The sequence below is a fragment of the Prosthecobacter sp. genome, from assembly GCF_046154365.1.
Taxonomy (GTDB): domain Bacteria; phylum Verrucomicrobiota; class Verrucomicrobiia; order Verrucomicrobiales; family Verrucomicrobiaceae; genus Prosthecobacter.
Window position 1 is genome coordinate 1 of record NZ_JBJXFV010000118.1, and the last position, 11,267, is coordinate 11,267.

Annotated in this window: 9 protein-coding genes; 4 read left to right on the forward strand and 5 right to left on the reverse strand. The window is 60.3% G+C overall.

What is annotated here, in order from left to right; all coding sequences use genetic code 11:
• Nucleotides 1-409: 409 nt before the first annotated feature.
• The 3 genes from ACKVY0_RS15620 to ACKVY0_RS15630 are packed head-to-tail and all read right to left on the reverse strand — an operon-like array spanning nucleotide 410 to nucleotide 3,441.
• Complete coding sequence (locus ACKVY0_RS15620; RefSeq protein ID WP_409215751.1) at nucleotides 410-1,150, reverse strand: TVP38/TMEM64 family protein; 741 nt, start codon at nucleotides 1,148-1,150, stop codon at nucleotides 410-412.
• Nucleotides 1,147-2,313 carry a PQQ-binding-like beta-propeller repeat protein gene (locus tag ACKVY0_RS15625; protein ID WP_409215752.1) on the reverse strand — a complete coding sequence of 389 codons (1,167 nt, stop codon included), beginning with the start codon at nucleotides 2,311-2,313 and terminating at the stop codon, nucleotides 1,147-1,149. The genes ACKVY0_RS15620 and ACKVY0_RS15625 overlap by 4 nt, the downstream gene beginning before the upstream one ends.
• Nucleotides 2,314-2,334: 21 nt before the next feature.
• Entirely contained in the window at nucleotides 2,335-3,441 is a 1,107-nt protein-coding gene (locus ACKVY0_RS15630) for a hypothetical protein (protein WP_409215753.1), read from the reverse strand.
• Nucleotides 3,442-3,568: 127 nt separating this feature from the next.
• On the opposite strand from ACKVY0_RS15630, the gene ACKVY0_RS15635 reads away from it, so the two are divergent.
• Nucleotides 3,569-5,188 carry a HEAT repeat domain-containing protein gene (locus ACKVY0_RS15635; protein ID WP_409215754.1) on the forward strand — a complete coding sequence of 540 codons (1,620 nt, stop codon included), beginning with the start codon at nucleotides 3,569-3,571 and terminating at the stop codon, nucleotides 5,186-5,188.
• 42 nt (nucleotides 5,189-5,230) lie between these two features.
• Nucleotides 5,231-6,616, forward strand: a complete 1,386-nt coding sequence (locus tag ACKVY0_RS15640) for a sulfatase (RefSeq protein ID WP_409215755.1) — start codon at nucleotides 5,231-5,233, stop codon at nucleotides 6,614-6,616.
• 6 nt (nucleotides 6,617-6,622) lie between these two features.
• On the opposite strand, the gene ACKVY0_RS15645 is transcribed toward ACKVY0_RS15640, so the two are convergent.
• Nucleotides 6,623-7,897 carry a PQQ-binding-like beta-propeller repeat protein gene (locus tag ACKVY0_RS15645; protein WP_409215756.1) on the reverse strand — a complete coding sequence of 425 codons (1,275 nt, stop codon included), beginning with the start codon at nucleotides 7,895-7,897 and terminating at the stop codon, nucleotides 6,623-6,625.
• A 289-nt stretch (nucleotides 7,898-8,186) separates the two neighbouring features.
• Nucleotides 8,187-8,489: a Smr/MutS family protein gene (locus ACKVY0_RS15650; protein WP_409215757.1), complete on the reverse strand. Its 303-nt coding sequence runs from the start codon at nucleotides 8,487-8,489 to the stop codon at nucleotides 8,187-8,189.
• Between the two features lie 157 nt (nucleotides 8,490-8,646).
• Here ACKVY0_RS15650 and ACKVY0_RS15655 point away from each other — a divergent pair, with 157 nt between their 5' ends.
• Together ACKVY0_RS15655 and ACKVY0_RS15660 are read left to right on the forward strand one after the other, a co-directional pair.
• Nucleotides 8,647-10,569, forward strand: coding sequence for a SulP family inorganic anion transporter (locus ACKVY0_RS15655; protein WP_409215758.1), 1,923 nt, complete (start codon nucleotides 8,647-8,649; stop codon nucleotides 10,567-10,569).
• 180 nt (nucleotides 10,570-10,749) lie between these two features.
• Nucleotides 10,750-10,989 (forward strand): hypothetical protein, encoded by a 240-nt coding sequence (locus tag ACKVY0_RS15660; RefSeq protein ID WP_409215759.1) that lies wholly within the window; start codon nucleotides 10,750-10,752, stop codon nucleotides 10,987-10,989.
• Nucleotides 10,990-11,267: the final 278 nt, after the last annotated feature.

Here is an 11,267-nt window from a genome sequence, read left to right on the forward strand (position 1 = left end):
GTTTTCTGAAAGATCGTTTCTGATTTTCGGGAAATGCGAGCCGCTTTTTGCGTCTCGCGCTTCCTTGTCTCAGCCGCTGTTTTTCGCTAGCGGATTGGCAGACTAGTACAACTCGGAGACCGTGCAATATCATTTTGAAGTTTTTTGTTCGAAAGCCGCAACTCATCGTGAAACTTTTTCAATTTTAGCTCCCTCAGTGAGTTGACATCTGCCTAAATCTTTGCGGTGAAGCCTATGCCTGCACATTCAATGAAAATGCTTCGTTGCGGCTGCAACCCTTAATATACAAGGCCTGCAGCGTCACCGGTCGTGATGCGATCGCTGCTTCGTGTGTTCGACACGGCATATGATGGTTAAATGAACTGATGAGGCAACACTTCATGTTCAACCATCATCCGAGCACGAATGATCACGCGCCACGCTGCTTCTTCATCATTCGATACACCAGCCACGCAGCGATGTTGATCACCGCCATCGCTGCCAACAACTGCATGAGTGTATGCGCGAGACTCCCTTTGCCCAAACCGCTCCCCACCAGACTGAACGCCACATTCAACGGCATGTACCCCAGTAGAGTACCCAGAAGAAACCGGCTGTGGCGCACGGGCGTCATGCCCAGCAACACATTCAACACCAGACCGGGCACCATCAACTGCCGCACCCAGAACACGCGCATGATCGAAGGCTTCTTGAGCAACTTTTTCAGCCACGGCCACTTCTCCGCACGAGATTCGGCCGCGCGTCGGAATCCATGTCGCGACAACACAAACGCTCCATACGATCCCAGCGTCGATCCAACCAGCGACAGCCCCAGGCCCTCGCCAAAGCCGAAAATCAGCCCCGCGGCAGCGCACAGCGGCAATCGCGGCACTCCCAGCATCACGACCAGGGCACAAGCCGCCACAAACACCGCATGCGCGCCCCATCCAAAGTCACGCACAAGGCCCTTCCAAGCCTGCACGTTCGTAATCCAGGCCTTCAATGGTGTGAAATGCGCCAGCGCCATGAACGCGGCCACCAGCAGCACCGCCAGGAGCACCTGGCGTGTTTCTTTGCTTAAAGCACGAGACGTCTCCTGCTCCACCTCGACGTCGGTCGAAACATCCAGTTCTTCGGGCTCCTGCGCGGGATCGTCGGTTGTCGGCATCATTGCAGCTTCCAGAGCTTCGTGTCACTGCGCACATAGATCGCACCGTCGGAGATCGCCGGCGTCGTCAAAACGGTCTCCTTCAGCTCGATCTCCTGCGTCACCTTGCCTTCAGGTGCCTCGGGATCAATGGTTTGGAAAATGCCGCGCTCATTCACGATGAAGATACGCTTGCCCGCCGCCACCGGCGATCCGCTGAATGGCCCCTTCAATCGCAGCTTCCACAACTCATCGCCATTCTTCAGACTCGCCTTGATCAACACCCCCGCACCGTTCACGACGTAAAGGTGCTCGCCCAGTACCAGCGGACTGGCCGTGCCGGGGTTCAGCTTCTCATTGCGCCAGAGCTGCGTCACCGCGCCTTTCTCCGGCGCCAGCGCGGTGATGCCGTGTGACACCGCATACAGCACCTCGCCAGTCACCACGCTGGAGGGAGTCGTGCTCGCACCGTCTGTGTAGTTCCACACGGTCTTTCCCGTCGCCGACTCCACGGCCAGGATGCCCTTGCTCGACTGCAAAGCCACCGCGCCCTTCCACAGCGTCGCGCTCGACCAGTTCGCCGCCTTTGGACGATCCAGCTTCCACAGATTGCGTCCTGTGGCCACATCCAGTCCCGCTGCAAAGGACTCGCTGTCATTCTCACTTTGCACCACCAGCGTCCCATTCAGCACCACCGGCGACTGCGCCATGCCGAGGCTGTTGCTCGCGTTCGGATAATCAAGCGTCAGCCCGCGCAACCACAGCAGGTTGCCGTCGAGATCGAAGGCGAAGAGGTCATTCGACGAAAACAGCGCAAACACCCGATCCCCATCGCTGCACGGCGTGTTCGCCGCCACGCAGGTCTTGTTGTGCGACATCGTGCGCCCCGTCGCCCGCATCGCACGCTCCCATTTCTTCGACCCATCCTTCGCGTTGAAACAGAACACATGCAGCGTCTCCTGCCCCGGCCCGCTGGAGCACGTCACGAAGACCTTGTCGCCGACCACAATCGGTGCCGACAGCCCGCGTCCCGGCAATTCCGCCGTCCACGCGATCTTCAACTCCTCCGCAGGCACCTTTGCCTCAGTAGAAACCGCCGTCGCATTTGGCCCGCGAAATTGCAGCCAGTCCGCACGCACCAAACCTACCGTCAAACACATCACCGCACATATGGAAATCGTTTTCATGCTCATCATCGAATTCAAAGGTTACTTCGCTGCCAGAATCGCCGTCCCCGTCGCATCGCACACGCGCAGTTGGAATTCCCACTCCACCGTCCACTGCTCCGTCTGCTCATTCTGGCAGCACTTCACCAGCAGCGTGTTCTTCCCCTGCTTGAGCTGACACGGCAGCTTGTACTGATCCAGCTTCGCCCCACGGTGATACTCATCCCGCGCAAAGAGCAGCTCGCCGTTCAGCCACACCTTCCAGCCGTTCTTGCAGCCGATGCGGATCTCCGCCGCGCGATCCTCGGTGCTGAAAAAATCCGTCGCCGCATAACCCACCACGCTCTTCTCCATGCCGAAGGGCTTGTTGAAGTCGATCTTCCCGTACTCATCCGCACTCGTGAAATCCAGCCATTTGGCCGGCTTGATCTTCCCTTCATAGCTCGCATCAAACTTCAGCTCCTTTTCCGGCGGAAACACGGTGTCAAAACCACCGCGATCCGCATTGCTGAAGGCCGCGATCAGCTTCCAGTTCATCAAAAAGCCGAAATGCTTCGGCAAATCCACCTTTTGGCCCAGCTCGCGCAGCTTTTTCGTCAACTCCTTGATCTGATCCTCATCCCGCGCCCCGCTTAGGCCCTTCCCGAAGGCCACAATCGCCTTCTCCTTGTCCTGCTTCTCCAGCGCCGCATTCCCCGCCTCGATCAGCTTCGCCACCGGATGCCGCCGCAGGTCCGAACTCGGGTCTTCTAGCAGTGTCGGCGTCAAATCCTCCACCAGCTTCGCCTCCGCACGCTGGATCAGGTCAAACGCCACCACCCGTGATCCCGGGCTGTTCGCCGTGTCCTTCAAAAACGCCACCAGCGCCTCCACCGGCAGCTTCTTCGCCTTCAGCGCCTCATCCGCGATCACGCCCACCGCCGCCCGCAACCAGTTCTCCGCCAGCGCATTCGCCCCGTTCATGCCCTTCAGCACCTCCGGCAGATTCGCCGCATCCCCCTTCACGATCTCCTGCCAGGCCTTGCCAGCAGCCTCGTTCCCCTGCCCCTCTTTCTGCACCGCACGCAGCATCTCGATGGGTTTCGACAATTCGCCTCCATGCGCGGTCAAAGCGGTGGCGATCAACAACAAGGCGGTTTGTGTCTTCATGTGGGGAAAAGCGGGCGGATGCTCTCACAAAGAACGCCGCACGCCAACCGCGAGTTTCGCCAGCTTCCGGCAATTGCCCCATTGAAATGTGGACATCCAGCCGCCCGGTTTGCTATGATCCATCGGCATGTGCCTCAATCATACAGCCATCCTCAGTGGTTTCCTCGCAGCCACCATCGCCTCAATGGCCGCCGACCCGCCAGTGCCGCGTGAGCGCTATCTCCTCATCGAGAGCGGGCAGAAGCCGGACGACGAATCCCCGCTCGGGTCCACCGTCTTTGAAGAAACCGGTGTCAAAAAGGACTCCGACCTCGGCAGGCTGTTCCAGATGAAAACCATCGCGAAATGGAACGTCTTCGAGGATGACCGCGTGCGCTTTGCCTATCCCGACCATCCGGGCATCACCGTGAAGACCGCTGACAAGCGCGCACCGCTCGGCACCCGCGTGTATGGCGGCCCGGTCGGCAGTGTGAACCGAAAATCCAGCCGCTACTACACCATCGGCTCCGACGCGGCCACCTGGGCCGTCATCATGCTCCAGGACGAGCCCTGGCTCGACGAGGGCATCTGTCTTTGCGGTGCGGTGGCCTTGCGCGTCTATGTCCCCGATCAAGGCTGCCTGCGGGCCTACGACTTGCTGGAGGACGGCCAGCTCAAGAAGATGCAAGTGCTCGGCCAAAGCGTGTTGCTCCAAGTCTTTGAATGGACCCACATCCCCATGTCGCAAGACAGCTACCTGCGCCTGACTGAAAGCGTCACGCTGAAAAATGCCGGGACCAAATCCGCCGCAGAATGGGCTGCTGCGTTTCAAAAACACGCCACGGACCGCGACCCCGCCGGATGGTTGGTTCCGGGAATGGGTGAGAATGAAGTCATCGCTCTGCTCGGCCAGCCCGCTTCGCGCAAGAAAGACACCCTCATCTACAAGTACTCCGATGAAGACCAGGAATGGCTCACCACGACGCGCATTTCGCTTCCCGGCGGTCATTTTCGCACGCTCTCCAAACGCTGGCGTGTAATCGAGGAAATCCCACCCACTCCCGGCACGCTGCGCTGGGCGCTGAAACTCGTGGACGATGACGAACACAAGGCCACGAAGGCCGAGATCGCCCAGTTGAAGGAATCCTGCCTTGCCGGGCTGAAATCCTGTCCGGCCTCTCAGTGGAATCAATGGTGCCAGGTCGCTCGTGCGCTGATCGACGACGCAGACTGGAAAGAACCAGCCCTAGGCCCTCTCATCGCCAGCCGCTTTCTCGACAAAGATGTGGGCGTGAACCAAGCGTCCATCCTCATGGGTGACTTGAATCCTCCGGGCACGCAGGAACTCGTGACAAAACGTCTGCGTTTCGTTCTGGATGAAGCCGCGAAACCAGAAGCCATGAAGGACAAATACCTGCACTCGTCTCCTCTCGGCGATTTTCATAATTTGCTCTGCCAGATCGATCCCAAAGAGAAACGACTGCCTTTCGTCCGCGAAGGCATCGCACATCCGCACAGTGCGGTGCGTTGGTCGGCTTATCTTTCCTGGCTGGATTGCCTGCCGCCAGATGAAGCTCTCGCCGCCGCTCTGAAAGGCCTCTCCGACGAAGACGAGTGGGTCCGCCGGGAAGCCGCCGAGGCCTTTGAAAAGTCGATGGGCGCAAGGAAGCATGTCCCCATCCTCGAAAAGCATCTGGCCGCCGAAAAAGATGAACGAACCCGCGAATCGCTCGCCAAGGCACTCCAAAGACTCAAATCGTCTCCATGACGAGGAAGGATCGCCTCTCCGCCCGTCGTTCCAACCACCACCATGCGCCTCCTGCTCACCATCCTTTCGTCTTTCGCCATTCTGCATTCGTCATTCTCGGCGCAGCCGAATCTGATCCTCTTTCTCGCCGACGACCTCGGTTACGGCGATCTCGGCTGCTTTGGCCATCCCATCATCAAATCGCCCAACCTCGACGCCTTCGCGCAACAAGGCGTGCGACTCACGCAATGCTACTCCGGCAGCGCCGTGTGCAGTCCATCGCGTTCCGCGCTGCTCACCGGCCGCACACCGCATCGCAACGGCGTGTACACCTGGATCGCCGAAGGCGCGGAGGTGCATCTGCGCACGAGTGAAAACACATTGCCCGAATTGCTCAAAGGCGCGGGCTACACCACCTGCCACAGCGGCAAATGGCACCTCAACGGCCTCTTCAACAACCCCGCGCAGCCGCAGCCGAACGACCACGGCTACGATTGGTGGATGGCCACGCAAAACAACGCCGGCCCCACGCACGAGAACCCCAACAATTTCGCCCGCAACGGCCAACCGGTCGGCCAAATGCAAGGCTACTCCGCACCGCTCGTCGTCGGTGAGGCCATCACCTGGCTGAAAGACAAGCGCGATGCCTCCAAGCCCTTCTTCCTGGCCGTCTGGACCCACGAGCCGCATTACCCGATCAAATCCGACCCCAAGTTCAAAGCGCTCTACCCCGATCTCACCGACGACGTCCAGCGCGAGCATCACGCCAACGTCACCCAGATGGATCACGCTTTCGGCATGCTCATGCAGTCACTCGACGAGCAAAAACTCACCGACAACACCTTCGTCTTCTTCACCTCCGACAACGGCCCCGAAGGCGACGGCATCAAATCCCCCGGACGCGGCAGCAGCGGCGGCCTGCGTGGTCGCAAACGCGACATGCATGAAGGCGGCATCCGCGTCCCCGGCCTCGCCCGCTGGCCTGGAAACATCAAACCGGCCACCACCTGCGACGTTCCCGTCATCGGCAGCGACATTTTTCCCACCATGCTCGGCATCGCCGGCGTCAAAGCGCCCGCTGGTCGTACCCTTGATGGCGTCAACGCCCTCCCCGCCCTCAACGGCACCGCCACGAAGCTCGAACGGCCCCAACCGCTCTTCTGGCGTCTCCACATGGCCCCGAACATGAAAATCGCCATGCGCGTCGGTGACTGGAAAATCCTCGCCAATGCCGAGCTGACCGAGTTCGAACTCTACAACCTCAAATCGGACCCCAAAGAGACCTCCGACCTCAAAGACAAGGAAACCGAACGCTTCACCGCCCTCAAAACGCAGCTCATCCAGCACAACGCCACCATCGACGCCGAAGGCCCCGACTGGTGGAAACGCCTCAGCCCCAACGGCGGCAAGCCGAAGGGGAACGAGAGAAAAAAGCAGAAGAACGACTGATCTCCGTCACTGCGCCGCCAGGTCGTAGCAGAAGATCTGGTCCTGGGCGCGAATGAGCAGCTTTTTCTCGTGGATGCTCGGATGCGGCCAGCTTGGGCCTTTCACAGCGGGCAGTTTGAAGGTGCCTTGCAGCTTGTAGCCGCTCGGTGAGGCCTCCATGAGGCCCATCGTGCCGTCCTGCCAGCGGAAATAGAGCTGGCCCTCCGCACTGATCACTGCGGCGCTTTCACGACCAGGACGCTCGCTCTGCTCCCACACGACTTTGCCGGTTTTCCATTCGAGACACACCGGGATGCCATTGTTGTGACCGCTGCCGGCGTAAATGTAGTCGCCGATGCGCACCATGCCACCGTGGTGGTTTTGGAAGGTGGCCGCTTTGAGGAAGTATTTCTCTTCCATAGACACTCCATCGCCGTCTTTCTTGAGCTGGAGCAGCGCCGCACCCGTGCCGTAGCCGGACGACGTGAACACATAATCGTCCCACACCAGCGGCGTCGGGATGTTCGCCGTGCCATTGGCCACCGCGTTGTAAGTCCAGAGCGTTTTGCCATCACTGGCACGCACGCTGACCAGTCCGCGGCCCACCAGCGTGATGTATTGCTTCACGCCACCGCCATTTGAGATCACCACGCCCGTGTAACCCGCGCCATCTTTGCCGCGTGTGCCCACATCGGCTGGAAGCGATGATTTCCACTTCACTGCGCCCGTTTTCTTGTCCATCGCAGCCACGATGCTCTCATTGCCGCCCGGCACGCCAATTATGAGATCGCCATCGACGAGCGGTGACTCGCTGAAGCCCCAGCCGCTCATGATCAGACCGCCAAGATCGGCTGTGTAGCTCTTCCGCCACAGCAATTCACCGCTTTCGACATCACAACAGGCCAGGACGCCGTCTTTGCTCACGGCATACAGCCGTTCGCCATCAAACGTCGGCGCGCCATTCGGCTGGTCGCGCTTGTCGCTGATCACCGTGCTCCACACTTCCTGCTGCGTCGCCAGATCGAATGCGGTGAGCGACACGCCTTCCTTGCGATTGCCCACCACAAACACGCGCCCCTTCCCCACCGTCACCGATCCCATGCCGCCACCCGCGCCCTTGATCTCCCACAGCAGCTTCGGACCTTCCACCGGCCATGTTTTCATCAAACCGGTCTCCGCTGAGATGCCATCGCGGTTTGGCCCGCGGAATTGATGCCAGCCGGAAGGAAGTGTGGTGGTTTCGGCTGAGGCCAAGGAACTCGTCGCGAAAAGCGACACGATAAGAAGGCGTGTGGGATGCATGTGGGAGTGCAAACGCCTGCCAACGACGGCTTTTTCCCGAGCGCTCACGAAATCGCCGACAACCGCAGTCGTGCCGCGATTAACCCTGCGTCGCGTTGCTGGTGCTCACCGCCGCCCCTTTCACCCGGAAATACCCCAGCACCGATCTTGCCCAGTGGGCAGCACGCTCGGCATCGTTTTCCCAGAAGTAGATGCCATCACCCAGCCAGTCGGAATTTTAACCACCGGAGCCGCCTTTCCAAGCCGCAATTTCGTGGGTGGCACCGTCACCGATCTCGCCACGGCGTTTTCAATTCGACTCCTTCAACACCACCCACGTCGCGCCCCAGGAGCCGCTGGTTTCATCCGCAGGCCAGATCCATTGCTGAACTTCCGGCAGCGTCGCGAGCAGGTGATGCACGCCCGTTCTCAACGTGCCGCTGCCTTTGCCGTGGATGATGCGGACACGAAGGATGCCGCGTTGACGGCACTCGGCGAAGTATTCGGGCAGCAGGCTGCTGATTTCATCGGGCCGGAAGGTGTGCAGATCGAGTTCCGGGCCGATGGGGTGCTCGACCAACTCGGGAATCGCTGCGTCATCGGTTTCAGGCATGGGCGGAGTGTGCGTATCGAGATGAACTGAGTCCAGCGGCAAACGTCAGCTCTGTGGCATGCTGATTTTTACCGCAGAGGGGCGGAGGAGCAGAGATGGCAGAGGAATGAAATCTTTGCACCCTCCGCCTCTTTGCCTCTCTGCGGCAAATCTGCGCGTGGCAAAACTTGTGAACCACACTGCCGCGTCTAGCATGGGCGCATCGTTTTCCGAGGAGTTTCTCTTGTTGCCGCACCTACGAGCCTGGTTTCAGCGTCTGCGTGACCTCACACGTCATGGGCAGGTCATGCTGCAAACGGTCGTCGTCGAAAGTGCGCTCGATCCGTTTCCGCTACGGCGGTCGCTGCTTGGGTATGGCAGGCGCAGCTTCATCGCCGATCTACGAGCAGGCGTTACCTCTGCGCTGCTCAGCATCCCGCAGGGCATGGCTTACGCACTCATTGCCGGGCTGCCGCTGCAATACGGCATCACCTGCTCGGCCATCGCCGCACTGGTCGGGCCGCTGCTGTCTTCTTCGCGGCACACCGTCTTTGGGCCGACGAATGCGACGGCGTTCATGGTGTTCTCCTACTTCGCGGCGAATCCGCAGCTCGACCGCCTGGGCATGATGCCGCTGCTGGTGTTCCTGACGGCGGCGCTGCTCATTGCGGGCGCGTTTCTGCGCGTGGCGGACCTCACGCAGTTCATCAGCCGCACCGTCGTCGTCGCCTACGTCACCGGGGCGTCCATGCTCATCACGGTGAACCAGCTCCCGGTGCTACTGGGCATTCCGGCCGAGTCGCTGCATTCCAGCGGACGTCTTATCATCACGTTTCCAGGACACGTTCAGCGCATTCTCACGCATCTGGGTCACGTCGAGTGGCTGAGCATTGTTTTTTCAGTGCTGACGCTCGCTGGTTACCTCAGCATGAAGCGCTGGCTGCCACGCTGGCCGGCGTTTGCCACCACGCTCATCGCGGTGTCGCTGCTCGCACTCATTCCAGGAGCGTTCGGCCATCCTGTGCCGACCTTCAGCGATGCCACCTTCAGTTGGAGCGAACTGCTGCCGCCCTTCCCCGATTTCATCTCCAGCAGCACGCTGCCCGACTTCAGCCGCCTGTTCGGCCTCGCGCTCGCGATCGCCTTTCTCGCCACTTTGGAAAACAGCGCCATGTCCAAAACACTCGCGAGTCGTTCCAATCAACGCGTGGACCCGAACCAGGACATGCTGGCGCTCGGTGCCGCGAACTTGGCCTGCGCCTACCTCAGTGGCATGCCGGCCTCGTGCTCGCTGACACGCTCTGCTTTGAATTACGCCTCAGGGGCGCGCACCGGCTTTGCCAGCATGTGGAACGGCCTGTGCTGCCTCATCGGCGCGCTGACGCTCGGAGGCGCGGTGGCTTACATCCCGCGTTCAGCACTGGCCACGCTGGTCGTGTGCGTGGCGGTGTCACTGTTCAACCGGCGGCACATCACCATCTCCGTCAAATCTACGCGTTCGGATGCCCTCGTGTTTGTCATCACGCTGATCGCCACGCTGATGCTGCCGCTGCACGTCGCCATTTTCGTCGGCATCGGCGTTTCCATCGTGCTTTATCTGCGCAAAGCCAGCCGCCCCTCGCTCGTCGAATACGAATTCAATGAAGAGGGCCACCTCACCGAGGCACGCCAGGGCGGACGCCAGCATCCAGCGATCTCGATTGTGCATGTCGAGGGCGAATTGTTCTTCGCCTCCGCCGATCTGTTCCGCACCCAGATTCAGCGTTCGTGCGTCGATCCCAACCTGCGCATCATCATCCTGCGGCTCAAGAACGCCCGCCATCTGGATGCCACCTGCGCAATGGCCATCGAGGAGCTGGTGCGCGCGCTGCGCGCCGATGGCCGCGATCTTATCATCAGCGGAGTGGTGAAGGATCTTTATCGCGTGCTGCGTGATTCCGGCCTGGTGGAAGTCGTCGGCAAAGAAAACATCTTCCCTGCCAGCCCCACGAATCCCAACCTCGCCACGCGCAACGCCTTGCGTCGTGCGCAGGAAATCCTCGGCATCAAGGACGCCGAGGTGCGCATCTATTACGATCCATCCAAACAGCCGAAGGCGTAACCTCCATCAGCATGAAATGGTCCTTCCGCATCTTCACCTTCGCCGGCACCGAGGTGCGCATCCACCTTCTTCCTGCTGCTACTGTGTTTGCCATAGCCTTTACCGCCATGAACCTCCCTCGCTCATGATCTCCGCATCCTTTGCTTGGAATCGTCACGATGTCCTGTGTAGGCTCCATGCATGACTCCTTCCAGCCTCTCCCTCCGCCAGTCTGGAACCCTCGCCAGCGTCAGCGCCATTGCCGCGATGCTGCGAACGCAGATCGAAGCCGCCGACAAGGCCGCAGGTGGCAAGGTCTTCGGCCAAATGCTCAACGCTCCTGGCAAATCCATCCCGCCATGCACCCACTCGTTCGCTGAGGTCAAGGCGTTCTACCGTTGGCTTGATGTCGATCCGGGGAGTCTGGGCGGGGAGTCTTGAATTTTGTGCAGGAACGCCCATGGCTAGGCGCAATGCCGTTAAGCAATAATGACGCCCCTATTCCCAGGTGCAAATCTGGCCCCTCACCCCGACCCTCTCCCCGGAAAGAGAGCCAAACGCAAAACAAGTCTCTCGCCGGGGAGAGGGAGCCTGACGCTGGCGCACGATATTCAGGTCCCTCTCCCCGCGAGAAACGTGTTACGCAAACAGGCGAGCTTCGGGGCTAGCGAAGCGCCGCGAAGCGAAAGGTTAGGTGAGGGGCCAGTTCGGCGTTCGTT

Coding starts and splice junctions, on each gene's coding strand:
- ACKVY0_RS15660 (WP_409215759.1), top strand. CDS start 10,750: ATGACTCCTTCCAGCCTCTCCCTCCGCCAGTCTGGAACCCTCGCCAGC.
- ACKVY0_RS15645 (WP_409215756.1), bottom strand. CDS start 7,897: ATGCATCCCACACGCCTTCTTATCGTGTCGCTTTTCGCGACGAGTTCC.
- ACKVY0_RS15640 (WP_409215755.1), top strand. CDS start 5,231: ATGCGCCTCCTGCTCACCATCCTTTCGTCTTTCGCCATTCTGCATTCG.
- ACKVY0_RS15650 (WP_409215757.1), bottom strand. CDS start 8,489: ATGCCTGAAACCGATGACGCAGCGATTCCCGAGTTGGTCGAGCACCCC.
- ACKVY0_RS15635 (WP_409215754.1), top strand. CDS start 3,569: ATGTGCCTCAATCATACAGCCATCCTCAGTGGTTTCCTCGCAGCCACC.
- ACKVY0_RS15620 (WP_409215751.1), bottom strand. CDS start 1,150: ATGATGCCGACAACCGACGATCCCGCGCAGGAGCCCGAAGAACTGGAT.
- ACKVY0_RS15630 (WP_409215753.1), bottom strand. CDS start 3,441: ATGAAGACACAAACCGCCTTGTTGTTGATCGCCACCGCTTTGACCGCG.
- ACKVY0_RS15625 (WP_409215752.1), bottom strand. CDS start 2,313: ATGAAAACGATTTCCATATGTGCGGTGATGTGTTTGACGGTAGGTTTG.